Here is a 19,970-nt window from a genome sequence, read left to right as displayed (position 1 = left end):
CTCCTTCATTCTACTAATCAAATAGACTGAGTTCTTCAAAATCATCATTTGTTTGATTCGCATCGTCAGCAGTTAGTTTTTCTGCTTCTTTTTTAGGCTCTTTCGTTTCCAAAATACTACTGCCTTCATCTAATGAGAATTGAACATTTTTTTCAATCCATCTTCTTCGAGGTTCAACTTTATCACCCATTAAAGTCGTTACGCGTCGTTCTGCTTTTGCGCCATCTTCAATAGTGACTTGAATTAAGGTTCTCGTTTCAGGATCCATTGTTGTTTCCCATAATTGGTCAGCATTCATTTCACCTAACCCTTTATATCTTTGTAACATGTAGCCTTTACCAATTGAATTAGTGACTTCTTTTAGTTCTTCGTCAGTCCAAGCATACTCAATCACTGCCTTTTTACCTGCTCCCTTTTGTACTTTATATAGGGGTGGTAATGCAATATAAACTTTACCTGCTTCGACTAATGGTTTCATGTAACGATAGAAAAATGTTAAGAGTAATACTTGAATATGAGCCCCATCCGTATCGGCATCGGTCATAATGATAACTTTATCGTAATTACAATCTTCAAGCTCAAAATCTGCGCCTACACCTGCTCCGATTGTATAAATCATAGTGTTTATTTCTTCATTCTTCATAATATCTTGTAACTTAGCTTTTTCCGTATTAATTACTTTACCTCTTAAAGGTAAAATAGCTTGAAATTTACGGTCGCGTCCTTGTTTAGCTGAACCTCCCGCCGAATCCCCTTCGACCAAGTACAATTCATTTTTCTTAGGATTACGAGATTGGGCTGGTGTTAATTTACCTGATAGTAAAGATTCACCTTTACGGCGTTTTTTACCGTTTCGACTATCCTCACGTGCTTTTCTAGCTGCTTCACGTGCTTCACGTGCTTTAATCGCTTTTCGAATCAACATTTGTGACATTTCACTGTTTTCTTGTAAGTAGAATACAAGTTGCTCACTGATCACTGATTCTACAATACTTCGAGCAATTGGTGTGCCTAATTTTCCTTTTGTTTGACCTTCAAATTGTAGTAAATTCTCAGGGACTCTAATGGAAACTATGGCAGATAAACCTTCTCGAAAATCACTACCTTCAAGATTTTTATCTTTTTCTTTTAATAAACCAACTTTTCTAGCATATTCATTAAATGATTTTGTTAAAGCGGTTCTCATACCCATTTCATGAGTTCCACCATCTCTAGTTCTAACATTATTTACAAAAGATAGAGTGTTTTCTGAGTAGCCATCATTATATTGACAAGCAAATTCTGTTTCAATTCCTTCTTTTTCACCTGAAAAATAGATAACTGGTGTTAAAGTATCCTTGTCTTCATTCAAATAACTAATGAATTCTTTAATACCTTCTTTATATAAGAAGATTTCTTCTTGGTCACTTCTTTTATCTGTTAAAGTTATTTTGATTCCTTTTAATAAAAAGGCTGACTCTCTTAATCGTTCTGCTAAAATATCATAAGAGAACACTGTCGTTGAAAAAATAGATGGATCTGGTTTAAACGTTATTAAAGATCCGTTTTTCTTTTTAGGAGCTTTGGTTCTTTTTAATTTACCATCTGTGTGTCCACCGTCTTTAAAAGCTAAATGAACTTCTTCGCCATCTTTGATAGTTTCTACAGTTAAAGATGATGACAAAGCATTTACAACACTCGCCCCAACCCCATGTAGACCTCCAGAGGTTTTATAGCCACCTTGTCCAAATTTACCACCGGCATGAAGCACAGTAAAAATAACTTCAATAGTCGGTTTTCCTGAAGCATGAATTCCTGTCGGCATACCACGTCCATAATCTCGAACACTGATACTATTATCTTCATGAATAACGACATCTATTTCTTCACCGTAACCTGATAAAGCCTCATCAACTGCGTTATCAAATATCTCAAATACTAAATGATGTAACCCTTTAGAATCAGTTGATCCAATATACATACCTGGGCGTTTTCTCACAGCTTCTAAACCTTCTAAGACTTGTATCGATGTATCATCATATTGTCTTTCAATTTTTTTCGACATAATAAAACTCCTTTGCTTCTCTTAGATGTTTGAACATCTAATACCTTTATATACTACTTCAAAACGATTTTAAGATAAAGCTTATTTTTGAAGAGAACAAAAAAAAACAACTTGCTAACAAGTTGATTGCTCTCCTATATCATCTTCTATTTTATAACAAAAAAGACAAACTTGCAAAAAATCATTTTAAAATTAATAAAAGCAGTCTCTAAACAAACTACTTTTATTAATTTTCACTATCTCTTTGTTAATTCGATATTTCCAGAATTTGTTTTTATCTTAACAATTTTTTTATCGCCATTTCCAATACTTGCTGTTACAACTTCCTCTGGTCCCGATAAGGACATTTCGTAGTCAGTTAAAAAACTACCAGATTTGGTTTCCCCTTGAAAATCAAAACTAAGATTTTTGGGCAATTCTATTGAAACATTACCACTTTTAGATACTGCTTGAACATTCTTACTAACAGAAACAAATGACGTCTTAATAGAACCCGATTTAGTTTCTAAATCTGCATTTCCTAAAATTTTACCAAACTTAACACTGCCACTATTACTGGCGACTTTTATATTATCTGAATCTAATAGATCTCCTTTTAAAGAGCCACTACTAGTTCTAAAAGACATCTCATCTGCTTTAATTTCTTTTATTTTTAAATCACCGCTATTTTGCTCAATAGAGACTTTATTTAGTTCAAAAGAATCAGCTAGCTCGACAAAACCACTATTAGTTTCTATTATTAAATCTTTTTGATACTCTTTGGGTAAATAAATATCTACGTGATTAGTTAGCGTTGGTAAAATTCGCCATTTGTCATTTTTCCCACTTTCTATCGATAATCTACCATTCTGTGTCCTAACTGTTGCCTTATCTTTTTCAGAACCTAAATATTCTTCTATAACGATCTCATCTTCACTCCCAATAAAAAATCGAAGGTCTTCACTTTTATAAGAGAGATTTATTTGCTCAATATTTTTACTATCAACACGTTCAGTATTAATCATTTCTACTTCATTAGTCTTACAACTTGTTAATAACCCAACAGAACACACAATTAGTATACCTAACCCTATTTTTTTCATAACTCCCATCCTTCTTTACTTTCTCTAATTTTATCATACTTTTTTAGACTATGTAGAACAAAGGACTTAAGTCTTATTTTCTACATAATTCTGCACCCTTTTTATAAAATGGTCCTTTAAAATAAAAAAGCTTTGCACAGCAATCTTTTACGTGTATATTTAATTTAGAAGTTTTTAAACTGTCATTAGAAAGGATTGATGATTAGTGACAAAAAAGGAAAATAATGTCAATTTAAACCTATTATTGGGCTCTTTATTTTTAGGTTATGTCATGGTGTATATTGATAAACTTTCTGTCGGTATTTCCATTGTTTCAATTAGCAAAGATATTCCTATGAGCGAAAGTACCAAAGGACTTATTTTAAGTGCTTTTTTTATTGGTTACGCTTTGATGCAAGTTCCTATGAGTTTTGCTATCAACAAATTTGGCGCTCGTTCCGTGGTCATTCTTTCAGTATTACTGATTGGTACTTTTGACTTTATCTTTAGTTTAAGTCAAACCGTCCAAGTGCTGATCGCTGTTAGACTACTAACAGGTATGCTAGCTCACTCTGGATACGCCTCAGCTTCAAGTAAAGAAGTTATTGATAACTTCCCTCTTGAAAAAAGAACGTTTGCTAAAGGTATCTTAATTTCATCTTCAGGCGTTGCTGGAGTTTTAGGTCCTATTATGCTTTCACCAATCATTGAAATAAAGGGATGGCAATTTGCGTACTCTATATTAACATTAACAGCTATTGTCATTGCTATTATTATCGCTTTTTCCATTCCTAGAAAACAAAAAATAGTTAAAAGTGAACAAAGGGCAAATACAGTCTCTATTTTGTCAGTTTGGAAGAACCCAACAATCTGGATATTGTTTGCAGCAGCCTTTTTCATTAACAATTTACTTTATGGTTTAAACAACTGGCTACCTACCTTTTTAACAACATATCCAGGAGTTAGTTTAACTCAATCTGGGCTAATTAGTTCTGCTGTAGGGATTTTTGCATTAACAGGTGCAATAGCTGGTGGGTATATTGTAAGTAAATATTTCTTTGGTAAAGATAGAGAAGTCATTTTCCTAACATCTATTATCGGAGCCATACTTGTTTTCTGTGCTTACTTTGTTAATAAACCTATTAATTTTATTATTATATTAGGGTTAGCAACACTTTTTCTAACACTTAGTTTTGTTACGTTAATGGCGATTCCAATGAAACTTTTCGAAGGTAATGCCTTTGCACCTAGTTACTCTACAATTGCCTCAGGTGGTATTGTAGGGGGAGCTGTGGCTCAATTAGTGATTGGTTTCTTAGTAGAAAGTAGCGGAACATTCCTCACTGCTTTTATTTATTTCTTAGGCTTAGGAATCTTAACGGCTGTCAGCATCTTTTTTGTAAAATTAAAACCTCAAACTGTCAATTAATCACTGACAGTTTGAGGCTTTTTTAATATTTAATTTGAAAGTTGTTGGGTTGAATCGCTTTAATAACTGGATATTTCTCAAGATAATTAGAAATTAATTCAGTCATATCAACTGTAATTTCTCGAACTATTTTTTCAGCACCAAACATAGCGTAATCGCCACCACCAACAGCACGGTATTGATTCATAACTATTTCTAAAGAATCATCTTCTTGAATAGCCACACCGTCTTTAAACAGTTCGACAACTCGTTCACCTTTTGGTTGCTTGATATCAAAAACATAATTAATCCCACTATACATATCATAATTATAATGTTCTACCTTAGGTTCTAAGAACTCCTTGCTAACACAAAGCTCTCCCTTGTCGCTGATATCAAAATAACTAGCACATCTTTCAAGGGCTAATTTTAATTCAGCTCCTGTTACTTTTAATACCGCTAAAGTATTAGGATAGATATAATTAGTTACGATATCTCGCATACTAATAGTTTCCCCAAAACCTTTTCCATTATTGTCAAATAATGCTGTTCCTGAAATAGTAGCTCCTGTTGCGTCCTTTTGAACATCTTGAATAAACTCGATGTAAGGATGACTTTTTTGTCTAACCATCATTGGGTCAGTAATAGTCATGTCTCCACTAACTTTTCCAAGTTGCTTGTCTAACCAAATTTGAACTTGATCTAATAAAGAACTAAATTGATTAACAACATCTGAATCTTCTTCAGTATTTTCAACAGTCACTAATTCAGCAGTCGTATTCGTTATCTCTTTTTCAGATGATAATTCAACTTCAACTTTAGCTAAATAACGACCTTTGTCACCAGGTTGTGTTACAGGAACTAATTCCTCTTTCATAGCAATCACACGATGTTGGTGACCTGTTAATAAAACATCAATACCGGGAACTTCATGAAGAATATCATAACCTTCATTTTCCCCTGTTAACACTTCAGTTGGAACACCAGTCTCTAAATCTTTTTCAAAACCACCATGATAACTAACCACTACGACATCGGCTAATTCTCTTAATTTAGGAACAAATTCTTTTGCTGTTTCTAAAGCAGATTTAAATATTAGATTTTCAACAGTTGCAGGTTGTTCCCAATGAGGAATATACTGAGTTGTTAAACCTAAAACAGCAATTTTAACTCCCCCACGTTCAACAATAACATAAGGATGCCCTGTCAAAAAGTCACCTGATTTTTTTAAGATATTGGCACACACAATTGGGTAATTTAGTTTCTCGATGGTTTCTTCTAAATAGTCTAAACCGTAATTAAATTCATGATTACCTAAAACGCCACAATCATAACCGACAGCATTCATCACATCAGCCATTGAACCTTGCTCTTTATTTTTAGCTAAATAATAACTAAATGGAGAGCCTTGTAAAAAATCGCCATTGTCAATTTTCAATACTGGTAAATCACATGAGCATTCAATTTCTTTGATTTTAGTAACGACTTTTGTTAAACCAAAATCTAAAGATTGATTTTTTTCACGGAAATCTGTTGCATATAAATAACCATGAGTATCACTTGTTGATAATATCGTTAACTTCATTCTAAACACACCTATCCATTAACTAGTTTATTTCTTAATTTGTTCGATACCAATTCCACAAATAGAATTAGGATAATTAAGCCTATTAAGATAGACCCAACTTCATGCCAACGATACGAGTTCATAGCGAAGATAAGTGGTGAACCAATACCACCAGCTCCTACTAAACCAAGAATCGTCGCATCCCTTAAGTTCATATCAAAACGATAAATCGTAATTGAAGAGAAGTTAGCAATTAATTGTGGAATAATACCAAATCTAATTTTTTCATAAGTCGTACATCCCATCGAGTCCATCGCTTCTAAAACACCACGGTCAATATCTTCAATAATATCTACGTATAATTTTGAAACCATTCCGATAGATGTTAATGACATTGTCATCGCACCTGCAAAAGGTCCAGGTCCAGTTACACGAATAAACATTAATCCATATACTAAAGCTGGTACTGTTCTAATCACGATAACTAAGAAACGTGTTGTTAAGTACACTGGTTTTGGAACAATACTTGGTGCCATTAAAAAGGCAACAGGAATTGATAAAATCGCTCCAAAAATAGTTCCTATAAATGCAATACAAATTGTTTCAAAAAGTAAGTAAGGAACACCTTGATTTGTAAAATTAAATAAAAATTCTGTATCGGGAGTTAAAATCCCCTGAATAATCTTACTTGCTATTTTCCAACCACCATCATCAACTGCATTAAATTGAATAGCTGATAATGACCATACAAAGGCAGCAACAATGATAGTAGTTAACGTCAAGTATTGAATTTTTTTAGAAGGTTCTTGATTTAAAGTTGTTTCAATCTTTTGATTCATTCTTTTCTCCTTTGCCTATTGTAATTTCTTACGAGCGTATTCACTGATAGATTCAATAATTGCAACTGATAATATTAACACTAAAAGAATAGTCCCTACATTATCATATGCACGCCAACCTAATTGCTCATTTAGAATAATTCCTAATCCACCGGCTCCAACATAACCAAGAATAGAAGCATATCTTAAGTTCCCTTCAAAGTTAAACAGGGTTGTTGATAGAAATGTTGGTAGAATTTCAGGTACAACAGCATAACGAAAAGCTTGGAATCTAGTTAAGCCCATTGATTCTAAGGCTTCAAATGTCGACATATCTAATGACTCGATTTGTTCGTAAGTCAATTTACCTACGTACGCTACTGTAAAAATAAATATTGCAAGAGTTCCGGCCATCGTTCCTAATCCAAAAATGAATGTAGCAATTAACGCCGTTACAATTGTTGGTAGTGTTCTCATGATACTAAATAATAATTTGAAGAATCCTGTAATGATTTTACTATGTACAATATTTGCTGAAGCAAGTAATGCTAATGGGATTGACACAATCGCACCAGCTAAAGAACCTAATAATGACATTTTAATCGTATCAAATAACGGGCCCCAAACACGGCCAATAAATTCTAAGTTAGGTGGAAACATTCCTTTTAAGATAACAAAGAATTGATCGCCACGAGTTAACAACGCTTTAATATCAAATTGGGTAACTTTCATTGAAATCACAGTAAATATGACAAGAATCAAAATAACCAAAGGTACAACTGAAGGTTTTTGATAAACCGTTTTACCATTAGATAACTTAATCTCTTTTCCTTTCCAAAGTGAGTTCATTTTTATTTACCTTCTTCTTCATTATTAGTCATATATATTTCGTCTAACACATCTTGAGTAACATCTGCAGATGGTCCATCATATACTACTTCACCTTTATTAACTCCAATAACACGATCTGCATACTCTAATGCTAAATCTACATGGTGGATGTTAATCAAAACGGAAATATTTAAGTCTTTATTGATGCGTTTAAAGTCATCCATTACTACTTTAGCTGTTACAGGGTCTAAGGCAGCAACTGGTTCATCGGCTAAAATAACTTCAGGTTTTCTAGCTAAAGTTCTAGCTAAAGCAACACGTTGTTGTTGTCCACCAGATAATTGGTCAACACGAATATAAGCTTTATCAAGAATTCCTACGTTGTCTAAACTTTCTAAAGCATTTACTTTTGCTTCTTCTGGGAAAATGCCAAAAATTCTTCTCCACCATGATAATTCTGGCACAGAAGATATAAGTACGTTCTTTAAAACTGTCGCACGTGTAATTAAATTAAATGATTGGAAAATCATCCCAATTGTTTTTCTGAAATCTCTAACTTCTTTACCTTTAATATTGCTTACATCTGTTCCATTAACAACTAAAGTTCCATCTGTAATATCATGCATTTTATTGATACAACGGATTAACGTTGATTTCCCTGCTCCAGATAAACCAATAATGGCAACAAATTCACCTTGCTCAATTTCTAAGTTTACATCTTTTAATCCTACATAACCATTTGGGTATGTTTTTTGGACATTCTCAAATTTAATCATAATATTCCTTTCTTAAAAATAAACTGTCGCTATTCTTAAAGAATAGCCACAGCTCATTTTCTCTATAACAAAATAGTTTAATTATTGTTTTTCTTGGATTAATTCTTGTGCTTTACGTTCGTTATCGTAGTCAGCTGAAGTAGCTTCTTGATATCCTTCGTGGCTGTAGATAGAGATAACTTCTTTACCTTTTTCGCTGTTACCAATGTTGATAAATGCGTTTTGTAAAGCTTTTTTCAAATCATCATCCATAACTTTTGAACTTTTACTTACTGAAATTGTATCGTTGTAGATAGCTGGAGTTACGCCAATAACGTTAGTTTCATCCCAGATACCTTTTTCACGGTTGTACTCTTTAGTCCAAGCTTCTTCAAAGTCACGACGAGCATCAGCATAAGTTAATACGATGTCTACTTGACCAGATGCTAAACGAGCAAATGCACTACCATATGAGTCAGATTGAACGATGTTTTTCATTTCTGATAAGTTTTTGTCATAGTTTTCATTTAACCATAAACTTGGGTAAATGTAACCAGCTGGAGATGATGAACTCATAACACTCCATGAAGCACTATTTAATTCGTCAAACGTTAATTTTTCACCAGCATTAACTTTTTTAGCTAAAGCTTGACCTTTTTCAGATGGTCCAGCGATCATTAATGCACGGTAAGAGTTTGCTTGTTTGTCAGTTGGCGCTGTTGGTTTGTTATCATTCCATTCTTTAGCGTCATCTGAATCAACAGAAAGACCAGCACGAGTTGCTGTTAAGATAACTTCTGCTCCATCATCATATAAAACATATGTTCCACCTGGAATAAATCCAACGTCTAATGTTCCAGCTGATAATGATTCACCAACTGCTTCAAAGTTAGTTCCGACAGTGATATCGATGTTTTTAACATCATATCCTTCTTTCTTTAACTCTTCCTTCATTAAGTCTTTTAAAGGATCTGTTGCAGCTACGATTTCTTCAGGGTCACGAGATGGTACAAACCCAACTGATAATTTATCAATTGATTTTAATCCGCCCTCTTCAGCTTTTTTGTCTCCTTCAGATTTGCCACTGCCACAAGCAGTTAATGTTACAGCTAAAGCTAAAACTCCAGCATATTTGAATACCTTTTTAAACAATGATACTTCCTCCTTAGAATACTAAATCTCGTACGTCTTGTACTTAACAAAGTATATCACTCGTTATCTTAAAATTCTACTTCATTAATAATAAATCCGAATATTTTACAAATAAATTACCTATTATTTACAGAATTGATATTTTTACTATTTTTTTACCTATTTTTTCTCATTTACTTTTAATTAATTCAGCGAATCACACGAGGAGATGATGTTGTAAACCTTTTCATATAATGTGTATTTTCTTTATAATTCCAATAAAACTTACTAGCTCACCAAGAATAATCAAATAAAAGTTATTTTAACCAAAAAATAAATACGTACTTTTTTGTATGATAAATAATAATAGTTCGCTTTATATCATATTTTTGATAATTTTATTTTTTATTCTTTCGGAATTGTTATCACTTGATACCATCTTTTCTCATTACTTTGATATTTTTCAATATTGAATCCAGATAAACCATAACCTAAAAACATAATCCCAAAACCTAATACAATCAACATGATACTAAATCCAATTATTTTACTTTTCCATTTATTAGAATTTTCCATTTCTAAGTTCGCCTCCAAATAATATAAATTTATTAATTGCCTGTAAACACATGTTTGAACCTTTACGAATAAAATGCATAATACTTGTTGTTGCAAGTAATAGAAGTAACCCCACTCCAAAAGCAATTAAGGCCACTCCTAATTGTGTTACTATATAATAAAGATCTGAGTTAAAGCCTAGGCCCATCAAACTAACAGCTCCTGTCAATATCCCAGCGAAACTCAAAGCTCCTAATGTAAATGGAACGCACCATAAAATGAGTAAAATAGAAAATACTAACAGAAATATACTGATTAAAATGGAAAGCCACAAAGGAGACCCAATAATTAATAAAGCTAGCACTAAAGGACTCATTTTTTTAGTATGCTTACTTCCACCCATTTTGTTTTCTTCTATGATTATCTGAATTATTTCTTCAATAGATCCAATTTTCAACACTGCTTCTTCTTCTGTGTAAGAGTCCTCAATATAATCATTTAATATTTCTTCATAATAGTTAAGATAAGTTTCACGGTTTCCTACCTCTTTGTCTATCAACTCAACCTCTAACTCTTTCAGAAAATTTTGTTTATTCATTATCTACCGCTCCCTTTATGTAATTAATAACTGTCTCTACTTCATGCCAAGATTCAACAAAATCTTTTAAAGAATCATGCCCTTTTTCTGTTAGACGATAATACTTTCTTAACCGACCGTTATGTTCGACTGAATAAGAGACAACCAATCCATTCCCTTCAATCCTTTTCAAAATAGGATATAATGTCGATTCTGAAATAGGTAAGATAGAATCCATTTTTTTGATTATCATGTAACCATAAGAATCTTCTTCTTTTAAAACTGCCAAAACGCTATAATCTAACAATCCTCTTCTTAACTGAATATCCATCTTATACCTCCTTACAAGATATACTATATGACACATAGTATCGAAATACAATATCATTTTATCAAAATCAGTCTCAAGTCTTATTCTCTAACCTTCATCAGTCTTTTTTATATTGTAGACCTCTATTATTCATGGTAAAATATTTGTTAGCCTAAGGAGGTTTTGTTTTGAAAATTGGATTATTTTTTATCATTGCCTATTTATTAGGATCACTACAATCAGGTGTTTGGATTGGGCAATTATTCTATCAAAAAGACATTAGAAATTTTGGAAGCGGAAATACAGGAACAACTAATACATTTAGAGTACTTGGTAAAAATGCTGGCATTGTCGTTTTATTTTTAGATATACTAAAAGGAACTTTGGCTACCTTATTACCAACTTGGTTTGATTTAGGAGTTAACCCATTATGGTTTGGTGTTGCTGCTATTCTAGGTCATACTTTTCCTATATTCGGAAAATTCAAAGGTGGTAAAGCTGTTGCAACTAGTGCAGGTATGTTACTAGCCTATAGCCCGTTGTTTTTCGTTTATTCAGCTAGTATATTTGTTTTATTTTTATTTTTAACAAGCATGGTAAGTCTATCGAGCATCATTAGTGCGGTTCTTATTACATTGTCTACCATGATACTACCTATCTTTGTACCAATTATCTTACCGCAACAAGATTGGTTACTAACACTTCTTGCTACAGCCATTTCTATATTTATTATCTATCGTCACCGTGATAATATTAAACGAATAAAAGCAGGGACAGAGAGTCGTATTCCATTTGGATTAAACAAAAAAGAAAGCTAATGATTAGCTTTCTTTTTTGTTTTTTCTATAAAAAAACCCGTAGACTCCATGGTTAGTCTACGGATTTTACATTTTCAAAAAAATGATTATGCCTCAGTTGTCATAACATCTTTTCCATCGTAGTGGCCACAAGAAGGACACACGTGATGTGATTTTCTCATTTCTCCACAGTTTGAACAAGCTGTTAAGCCTGGAGCTGACAATTTGTAATGAGTACGACGTCTAGCTTTTCTAGCTTTTGAAGTTTTTCTTTTTGGTACTGCCATTTTGGTTACACCTCCCTAAAGATAAAAACGTGTTTCAAAAACACATATATTCCAATCTTACGCTTCATCCTTGAATAACTCAGATAATTTCGCAAGACGAGGATCAATATTAGTTTCTGATTCTTCGACTTCAAGTGTCTTCAAGTCTTCTTCAGATAATACTTGCCAAAAGTCTCCTTTTGGTAAGTCTGTTGTTTCCTTTTCTGTCTCAGTTAATACTTGAAGTGGTAGATTTAATAGAATATAATCTTCCACTGCCTCAGTCAAATCAATTAAATCTTTTTCTAAAGGCATGATTAACTCCTTATCATCTTCATTGACATTTTCTAACGCATTTAATTGCGCTTCTGTCATATATTCTTCATCAAGAATCAATGATATAGGTACAAGAACAGGTTCTAACGAACGAGATGATGGTAATGTAATAGTTGTTTGCACACTAAAATGAGCCAAATAACCTGTTGAATCAACTCGGATAAAACCTTCAACATCTATTTTCTCCATATCTATAATGGATGGTTCTCTTTTTTGTAGAGACTCTTTTAAATCGATGCTTTCTTTAAAATCCACTTGACTATTTCTAAATTTGTTTAACTCTGCTAATGCCCATTTCATCTAATCACCCCTTAAGCAACAAAAATAATTATACTAGTAGGTAATTCCTTTGTCAATCAGTTTTTACGTTGTTTTCATGAAAGAAATTTTAATCATACAAACGACGATTTTTACCAATCATATTTATCTCTTTTGCTAAAAATCGAACTCTTTCCATAATACGTTTTGCTTTTAAAGGTTCATCTTCTCCTCTTTGGCTAACTCGCAAGTGTTCATTTTCAAGTTGAAGCATATTAAAGTTTGAAGAAAAGAATGTCGGCAACTGTTCTTGCATACGATATTGCAAGATAACACCTAAAATGTCATCTCTAACCCAGCTACTCATTGAATCGGCTCCAATGTCATCCAACATTAATATAGGTGCTTTTTTTACTGCATCTAATTTCTCACCCACAGTATCTTTTTGAATAGATTGCTTCATCTCAACAGCAAATGTTGGGAAATGAACTAAAGTTGATTGATATCCTTTTTCAGCTAATGTATTAGCAATAGCTCCTAATAAATAAGTTTTCCCTACACCAAATGTTCCTTGTAAATAAAGACCTTGATGAAAGGCTTTTGGGTTATCTTCAAACTCATTAATAAATTTAAAAGCTTCTTGAAACGCTTCTTTTCTTTCTGAGGTCAATTCAAACTTATCTAGTCTGGCTTCACGAATATCTTTTGGCATGTCCATAGCTTTCACACGGCTTCTAATTTCAGCTTGAGCTTGTTTTTCTAATAAGTGTTCTGTAGGGACATAAGTCACATCGATAAAATGAAAATTCATAAATAAACGCGGCTCATATCCTGGAGCAATCATTGTTGGATCTTTTAATTGAAATTTTTTCTTCTCTTGAACAAATTCATATAATTTTGCATAACTTTTAACAATATCATCATCAGTTAACGCTTCTCTATGTTCTAAAATAAATGCCTGTACATCTTTATCGGTCATCACTTCAGCCATTAGACTATCCAATTTTTCAGTTAGATTTTTAGACTTTAGAGTTTTTTCAATTCCTTTACCAATATTCTCCACTAACGATCACCCTCTTTACTTTTACTTGTAAGTTGTTTTAACTGCTCTTGGAAAAAAGCTTCTTCCTCTTTTGACAGAGGTGTTTCTTTACGAACAACGTCTTCTTTCGCCCAATCTGGTAATGTTTCTTTTCTTTGATTGCCTTTGTAGTTGCTAGTCTTTTTCTTAGGAGTTGTTTTAGCTTCTTGAAGTTTCTTCACTTGACTTAATGCTTCTTCAGGTGAATATATTTTCTTTTGAGCCCAATCATTTGCAATAGACATCATCATGTTTTGATTAAGAGAAGCAAAATCTTGCACAACTAACATATAATGCGTCAACATATTAATAACGCTATCAGGTAAACTAGACTGCTTCTTTAAGGTTTCAATCGTAAATCTTTCATTGCTACTTACAAAGCCGCCTTTTTGCGTTTTTATGGCTTTTAAAAAGAGTAACGGAGCAATAGTATCACATGAAATAATGACATTTATCTCGTCATCAGAAAAACCTGTCAGACGTAAGGTATTCATTCTTAATTGAGCTCTATCCGTATCAGTAAATTGCTCTTTTGGAGATAGGTTCCCAACTTTCGCAGTTACTTCTTGTTTTTTTCTGCTATGGTACCCTTTGTATATCAATTGTTTGAAATCTTTTTCGACAACTCGATTAGTGACATAATCAATTGATTGTTTCACATAATCAAACATTTCAAGTTCGTTAATTCCATATAGTTGATGAAACAGTTCGACAGTTCGTTTTAAATCTGTTTGTAACTGCTTGTTATCAATATGTAAACTTTCAACAAGACTCATAAAGAATTGCCAATCAAAGGTTTGTGTAATACCTGTAATAGGTGTATTAACTGATGGTTCAGTTACAATTTCTTTTACCTTTGAAAGTTCATTTTCTTTAGCTGACAACCTAGATGAATCAAATTGAAAGACATCCATAAACGACTTAGTAACTTCTATATAGTCATCCATGTCTTTTCGTTCATAATGAAAAAACAGACTCAAATCTTCCACTTTTTCATACCCCAGTCTATCTATCAATAACAAAGACAGAATGTCATCATGTAAAAATTTACTTGGTGACATGACAGGTTGAATTTCATAAATAAAGTGATTAGCCTCTTCTAATGGCTTAGCAAATGTTTTTAGTAAGCCAACTGCTTCTAATTTTTTTCTAGCATCAAAGAAATGTGGAATCCCTAAATCCAATTGATTTAAGAGGACACTATGCGGTTGTAACCTTTTATCCCCATTTATCTTTTCTTCAATCAACAATAAATTGAAGAAACCAATTGCATCAGTTCCTACAATTGGTTGGTAGAGCATATTTAATACGACATAATCAGCTTCAGAAACATGATACGCCTTAATGACTGAAAATTTATCTTTTGGTTTTAACTTTTCCCATGCTTCACTCAACTATACCGCTCACTTTCCTGAATCTTTATTCTCTTTATCAATGACTTCTTGTAACTCTTCTAAAAAGACACTCATATCTTTAAATTGACGATAGACACTTGCAAAACGAATGTAGGCAATCTCATCTAAATCGACTAAATCTTCCATGACGTACTCACCAATTAATGTTGTTGAAACTTCATTTTCACCTAAATTTCTAATTCTATTTTCAACGTTATCAACAATTTTTTCCATTTCATCTAAAGGCACTGGTCTTTTCTCAGCGGATCTAACGACTCCACGCATGACCTTGTCTCGATTAAATTCTTCACGTGCACCATTTTTCTTAACAACTAAAAGTGGTGTAACCTCAACTCTTTCAAACGTCGTAAAACGAAAAGCACATTCTTCGCACTCACGTCTTCTTCTAATTGCTCTACCTTCATCTGCAGGTCGACTGTCGACAACTCTCGAACCGTTGTAATGACATTTTGGACATTGCATCTGTTTCACCTCATCTATTTTTATCTTTTCAGTTAATTTTCATTTTATTAATAGGCCTATTATAACATGATAACCCCTTAAAGGTATAGTCTGATTGACATTTGACACCTAAAACAAAAAAAGAAGCTAATCGCTTCTTTTACCTTGTCTGATGGAAAATACTTAACCATCTGTCTACTTGTAATAATGTATTTTCAATAGTTCCTTCGTTATCAATAATAACATCTGATTTTAACGCTTTATCAATAAGTGACATTTGGCTATTAATTTTAGCTAAAGCCGCCTCTTCATTAATGTCATCACGTTTCATTAATCGTTCTTTTTGCGTTTCCTCTGACACGAAAACAGTCATTATTTCATCACATTCAGATTCATAATCTGCTTCAAACAACAACGGAATATCAAGAACAATCAGCTCTTTCCCCTCTTGTTTTAAATCATTAATTCTCTTTTCAATGACCTCTCCAATTTCACCATGGAGAATTTGATTCAAATCTTCTCGCTTTTGACCATCATTAAAGATAATATTTCCTAACGCTTTACGATCTAGTTCACCTGATGGCGTTAGTATTTTCGAACCAAAATGAGCCACAACTCTAGCTAAGCCTGGTGTTCTTGGCTCCACAACTTCTTTTGCTACTAAATCAGCATCAATAACAGGAATTTCTTTTTCTAAAAAATAGTTGCTTACAGTACTTTTCCCAGATGATATCCCACCTGTTAACCCTAAAATATATGTCATTGCTAATCTCCTCTTACTTCATGAATTTGACATTGAGGGCAATAATGAGTCCCTCTCTGAGCTACTTTTTTCTTTAAAATCTCAGTTCCACATCTTGGACAACTTTCTCCCGCTAAGCCGTACACATTTAAGGATACTTGAAAAGACCCTGCATCTCCTAAAGCATTTTGATACGTTCTTATCGTACTTCCACCTGCTTCAACTGCCTCACCTAACACATCGATTATATCTTGATGCAGCCTGATAACTTCATCTTTTTTTAAAGTGTTAGCTTCTTGTTCAGGATGAATCTGTGAGCGAAATAAAACCTCATCCACATAAATATTCCCTAGCCCTGTGACAAGAATCTGGTCTAACAATAATGGTTTTATAGCCTTATGCCTGTTTCTCAATTCTCTTGCAAAAGGTCTAATATCAAACTCGCTGGCAATTGGTTCTGGACCAAGCTTTTTTATTCCTTTGTATTCAGACGAAGTGTCCTTATCAAGTAACGTAAAGCGACCGAATTTTCTAGTATCTAAATAACGTAACTGGGTATCATCTGTAAAAGTAAATAACACATGACTATGTTTCATTAAAGGATCTGTTTTCTGATGAAATTCAAATTTCCCTTCCATTCTTAGATGACTCACCATATCAAAATGAGTTAATTTAAATATTAAATATTTACCGCGTCTATGGACTTCTTCTATTGTTTCACCTATTAAAGCAGTTTTAAATTGTTCTACTTCAGGAGATTCAATGATTTTCCCCCAATAAACAGCAACTTCTTTAATCGTTTTTCCTTTAACAAGGTTCTCTAGTCCTTTTCTGACTGTCTCCACCTCTGGTAACTCAGGCATTGTTCTCCTCCTCATAAGTAAAAGACTAACTTATCGTTAGTCTTTATTTGTTATTTAGCATCGTACCATGTATCACCAAAACTACTATCCGCTTTTAAAGGAACCGCTAATTCCACAGCGTGAGCCATCGTTTCTTCTACTAATTCTTTCAAACGAGGGATTTCAGTTTTTGGCGCTTCAAAAACAAGCTCATCGTGTACTTGTAACAACATAGTGGCTTCCATGTTCTCATCTTTTAATTTTTGATGAATTTGGATCATCGCAATTTTCAGAATGTCGGCTGCACTTCCTTGAATCGGTGTATTAATCGCTGTTCTTTCAGCAAAACTTCTAATATTAAAGTTTCTAGAATTAATATCTGGCAAGTAACGGCGACGGTGGTATAAAGTTTCCACATATCCCTTGTCTTTAGCTTCACGTACAACGTCTTCCATATACGTCTTAACACCAGGATATTTGTCAAAATAAGTATCAATAAAGGTTTGAGCTTCTTTTCTAGTAATACCTAAATTTTGAGATAAACCATAATCACTAATACCATAGACAATTCCAAAGTTAACCGCTTTAGCTTGACGGCGTAAATTACCATCCACATCTTCTTCTTTTTCAACACCAAAAACTCTCATAGCAGTACTTGAATGAATATCTTGTCCCTCAACAAAAGCTTCTCTTAAATGGACATCCTCTGAGATATGAGCTAAGACACGTAACTCAATCTGAGAATAATCTGATGAAAATAGTTGCCAATCATCATGACGAGGTACAAATGCTTGTCTAATCTTACGTCCTTCTTCTAATCTTATTGGGATATTTTGAAGGTTTGGATCAACAGAACTCAATCGACCTGTTTGAGTTAAGGTTTGAACATATCTGGTATGGATTTTATTATCCGAAAATACCATTTTAAGTAATCCTTCAACATAAGTAGATTGAATTTTGGCGATTTGACGATAAGATAAAATATCTTCAATAATAGGTGATTCACCTTTTAATTTCTCTAAAACGTCAACTGCTGTTGAATAACCTGTTTTCGTTTTTTTAATGACTGGTAAGCCCATTTTTTCAAATAATATTACACCAAGTTGCTTAGGTGAATTTAAATTAAACTCTTCCCCAGCTTCCTCGTAAACTTTTTGTTCAATTTCAGATAAACGTGTGGCAAACTGTCCTTTCATTTCTTGAAGAGTTGACGCATTTAAGGTAATTCCTTCAATTTCCATTTCTCCAAGAATATGGGCTAGTGGCAATTCAATGTCAAAATACAAATCAATTTGGTTTTTATCTTCTAATTCTTGCAAGATTGGCTCATATAAGTTTTCAATCGTTCTTATTTTGCGAGCTAAATGCTCAAAAAGGGCAGTTTCATCTTCAGGTAGTCCTTTTTTTACTCCCTTACCATAAACAGCTTCATCATTATCAAGATCATAGTAGTCAAAACTTTGAGCTATTTCAGCCATATCTTCACTATTATTCGTCGAATCTAAAAGATAAGCGCCTAATAACATATCAAATTTAACGCCTTTAAGTTGGATTCCGTAGCGATTTAATGCTACCTCAGTTCTTTTTGTATCAAAAACTTTTTTACTTAACTCTTCGTTTTCTAACCATTCTTTAAATATTGGATTATCTAATAAGGTTACATCATCTGTCACGTAATAAGTGTCATCTTTCCCAAATGCCAAACCTACAATTTCAGACAAATGGTAATTCTCATCTAACATTTCAACATAAAGAGACATATCTGTTGTGAACATGTCAGATGTCATATCAGAAATAATTTTAAATTCAATTGCTGTTTTCTTTTCTACTTCCGGTTCCACAAAACTTGAATCTAATTTCGCTAAAAAGGAATTAAAATCCATTTCTTTATAAAAAGGAATTAATTTATCTAGGTTTTTCCCATTAAAAGCAAGATCGTCCACCTTTATTTCAATTGGAGAATCAGTATGAATTGTTGCTAAGCGTTTACTCATGAAAGCTATCTCTTTTTCATTAATAAGATTTTCTTTCATTTTACTTTTTTTCATGTCATCTACGTTCTCATAGACACCTTCAACAGTTTCAAACTCTTTAAGTAGTTTAATCGCTGTTTTTTCACCTATTTTAGTTACACCAGGAATATTATCTGATTGATCTCCCGCTAAACCTTTCATATCAATAATTTGATTAGGTTTTAAACCATATTTTTCCATAATATGCTCTGGTGTGTAAGATTCGATTTCACTTACTCCTTTAACCGTCACATCTACTCGTATATTATCACTTGCTAATTGTGTTAAATCCTTATCGCCAGATAAAACAACAACATCAAATTTTTCTGGATCTGCTTGAGTCGCTAGAGTTCCAATAATATCATCTGCTTCATACTCAGCAAGTTCATAATGTTTCATCCCTAATCCTTCGATTAAGTCTCTTAGATAAGGCATTTGCTCTTTAAACTCGCTTGGTGTTTTGGCTCTACCTGCTTTATAGTCGTCATAAAACCCATGACGGAAAGTTGTTTTTCCTGCATCAAAAGCCACTAAAACATGTGTAGGTTGTTCTCTTTCTAATACATTCTCTAACATATTATGAACGGCGTATAACGCGTTGGTATGTAAACCGTTGCTATTCTTAAAACGGTCTAATGATTGATATAAAGCAAAAAAACCTCTAAAGGCGATACTATTGCCATCTATTAATAATAATTTATTTTTACTCATCTCGACACTCCT

Annotated in this window: 20 protein-coding genes; 2 read left to right on the top strand and 18 right to left on the bottom strand. The window is 33.1% G+C overall.

All coding sequences use genetic code 11. The annotated features are described in order from the left end of the window. Positions 1-13: 13 nt before the first annotated feature. Together parE and ACODH8_RS03075 are read right to left on the bottom strand one after the other, a co-directional pair. Positions 14-2,044 (bottom strand): DNA topoisomerase IV subunit B, encoded by a 2,031-nt coding sequence (gene parE / locus ACODH8_RS03080; RefSeq protein ID WP_332466188.1) that lies wholly within the window; start codon positions 2,042-2,044, stop codon positions 14-16. Positions 2,045-2,280: 236 nt separating this feature from the next. Further along, a complete protein-coding gene (locus ACODH8_RS03075; protein ID WP_420517496.1) occupies positions 2,281-3,126 on the bottom strand; it encodes a DUF4097 family beta strand repeat-containing protein in 846 nt (281 codons plus the stop codon). A gap of 205 nt (positions 3,127-3,331) precedes the next feature. On the opposite strand from ACODH8_RS03075, the gene ACODH8_RS03070 reads away from it, so the two are divergent. After that, positions 3,332-4,534, top strand: a complete 1,203-nt coding sequence (locus ACODH8_RS03070; protein ID WP_420517495.1) for an MFS transporter — start codon at positions 3,332-3,334, stop codon at positions 4,532-4,534. Positions 4,535-4,556: 22 nt separating this feature from the next. Here ACODH8_RS03070 and ACODH8_RS03065 read toward each other — a convergent pair whose 3' ends face one another. From ACODH8_RS03065 to ACODH8_RS03030, 8 genes are all read right to left on the bottom strand, one after another. Then, positions 4,557-6,098, bottom strand: a complete 1,542-nt coding sequence (locus ACODH8_RS03065) for a bifunctional metallophosphatase/5'-nucleotidase (RefSeq protein WP_420517494.1) — start codon at positions 6,096-6,098, stop codon at positions 4,557-4,559. 11 nt (positions 6,099-6,109) lie between these two features. Beyond that, the gene (gene phnE, locus ACODH8_RS03060) at positions 6,110-6,919 is read right to left on the bottom strand and encodes a phosphonate ABC transporter, permease protein PhnE (RefSeq protein WP_332466184.1); all 810 of its coding nucleotides are present in this window, start codon (positions 6,917-6,919) and stop codon (positions 6,110-6,112) included. A gap of 15 nt (positions 6,920-6,934) precedes the next feature. After that, positions 6,935-7,747, bottom strand: coding sequence for a phosphonate ABC transporter, permease protein PhnE (gene phnE / locus ACODH8_RS03055; RefSeq protein ID WP_332466183.1), 813 nt, complete (start codon positions 7,745-7,747; stop codon positions 6,935-6,937). A 2-nt stretch (positions 7,748-7,749) separates the two neighbouring features. Then, the gene (gene phnC / locus ACODH8_RS03050; RefSeq protein WP_332466182.1) at positions 7,750-8,505 is read right to left on the bottom strand and encodes a phosphonate ABC transporter ATP-binding protein; all 756 of its coding nucleotides are present in this window, start codon (positions 8,503-8,505) and stop codon (positions 7,750-7,752) included. A gap of 81 nt (positions 8,506-8,586) precedes the next feature. Then, the gene (locus tag ACODH8_RS03045; protein ID WP_332466181.1) at positions 8,587-9,636 is read right to left on the bottom strand and encodes a phosphate/phosphite/phosphonate ABC transporter substrate-binding protein; all 1,050 of its coding nucleotides are present in this window, start codon (positions 9,634-9,636) and stop codon (positions 8,587-8,589) included. A 384-nt stretch (positions 9,637-10,020) separates the two neighbouring features. Further along, positions 10,021-10,191 (bottom strand): hypothetical protein, encoded by a 171-nt coding sequence (locus ACODH8_RS03040; RefSeq protein ID WP_332466180.1) that lies wholly within the window; start codon positions 10,189-10,191, stop codon positions 10,021-10,023. Beyond that, complete coding sequence (locus ACODH8_RS03035; protein WP_332466179.1) at positions 10,178-10,768, bottom strand: DUF1700 domain-containing protein; 591 nt, start codon at positions 10,766-10,768, stop codon at positions 10,178-10,180. The genes ACODH8_RS03040 and ACODH8_RS03035 overlap by 14 nt, the downstream gene beginning before the upstream one ends. Continuing rightward, positions 10,761-11,078, bottom strand: coding sequence for a PadR family transcriptional regulator (locus ACODH8_RS03030; RefSeq protein ID WP_332466178.1), 318 nt, complete (start codon positions 11,076-11,078; stop codon positions 10,761-10,763). The genes ACODH8_RS03035 and ACODH8_RS03030 overlap by 8 nt, the downstream gene beginning before the upstream one ends. Before the next feature lie 167 nt (positions 11,079-11,245). Here ACODH8_RS03030 and plsY point away from each other — a divergent pair, with 167 nt between their 5' ends. Then, the gene (gene plsY / locus ACODH8_RS03025; RefSeq protein ID WP_420503672.1) at positions 11,246-11,875 is read left to right on the top strand and encodes a glycerol-3-phosphate 1-O-acyltransferase PlsY; all 630 of its coding nucleotides are present in this window, start codon (positions 11,246-11,248) and stop codon (positions 11,873-11,875) included. A gap of 86 nt (positions 11,876-11,961) precedes the next feature. On the opposite strand, the gene rpmF is transcribed toward plsY, so the two are convergent. The 8 genes from rpmF to polA all read right to left on the bottom strand — a co-directional run bounded on the left by rpmF (position 11,962) and on the right by polA (position 19,958). Beyond that, the gene (rpmF, locus tag ACODH8_RS03020) at positions 11,962-12,141 is read right to left on the bottom strand and encodes a 50S ribosomal protein L32 (protein ID WP_332466176.1); all 180 of its coding nucleotides are present in this window, start codon (positions 12,139-12,141) and stop codon (positions 11,962-11,964) included. A 57-nt stretch (positions 12,142-12,198) separates the two neighbouring features. Then, positions 12,199-12,756 (bottom strand): YceD family protein, encoded by a 558-nt coding sequence (locus tag ACODH8_RS03015; RefSeq protein WP_332466175.1) that lies wholly within the window; start codon positions 12,754-12,756, stop codon positions 12,199-12,201. Between the two features lie 88 nt (positions 12,757-12,844). Next, positions 12,845-13,777 carry a primosomal protein DnaI gene (gene dnaI, locus ACODH8_RS03010; protein ID WP_420503675.1) on the bottom strand — a complete coding sequence of 311 codons (933 nt, stop codon included), beginning with the start codon at positions 13,775-13,777 and terminating at the stop codon, positions 12,845-12,847. Beyond that, positions 13,777-15,189, bottom strand: a complete 1,413-nt coding sequence (locus ACODH8_RS03005; protein WP_420517493.1) for a replication initiation and membrane attachment family protein — start codon at positions 15,187-15,189, stop codon at positions 13,777-13,779. Before ACODH8_RS03005 ends, dnaI begins: the two co-directional genes overlap by 1 nt. A 9-nt stretch (positions 15,190-15,198) precedes the next feature. Further along, positions 15,199-15,672 (bottom strand): transcriptional regulator NrdR, encoded by a 474-nt coding sequence (gene nrdR / locus ACODH8_RS03000; RefSeq protein WP_332466172.1) that lies wholly within the window; start codon positions 15,670-15,672, stop codon positions 15,199-15,201. 139 nt (positions 15,673-15,811) lie between these two features. After that, the gene (coaE, locus tag ACODH8_RS02995) at positions 15,812-16,414 is read right to left on the bottom strand and encodes a dephospho-CoA kinase (RefSeq protein WP_332466171.1); all 603 of its coding nucleotides are present in this window, start codon (positions 16,412-16,414) and stop codon (positions 15,812-15,814) included. A gap of 2 nt (positions 16,415-16,416) precedes the next feature. Further along, positions 16,417-17,256: a DNA-formamidopyrimidine glycosylase gene (mutM, locus tag ACODH8_RS02990; protein WP_332466170.1), complete on the bottom strand. Its 840-nt coding sequence runs from the start codon at positions 17,254-17,256 to the stop codon at positions 16,417-16,419. Between the two features lie 50 nt (positions 17,257-17,306). After that, the gene (gene polA, locus ACODH8_RS02985; protein ID WP_332466169.1) at positions 17,307-19,958 is read right to left on the bottom strand and encodes a DNA polymerase I; all 2,652 of its coding nucleotides are present in this window, start codon (positions 19,956-19,958) and stop codon (positions 17,307-17,309) included. Positions 19,959-19,970: the final 12 nt, after the last annotated feature.

Source organism: Vagococcus fluvialis, assembly GCF_048815235.1.
Classification (GTDB): Bacteria; Bacillota; Bacilli; order Lactobacillales; family Vagococcaceae; genus Vagococcus.
This window is presented reverse-complemented; position numbering and strand designations above follow the sequence as displayed.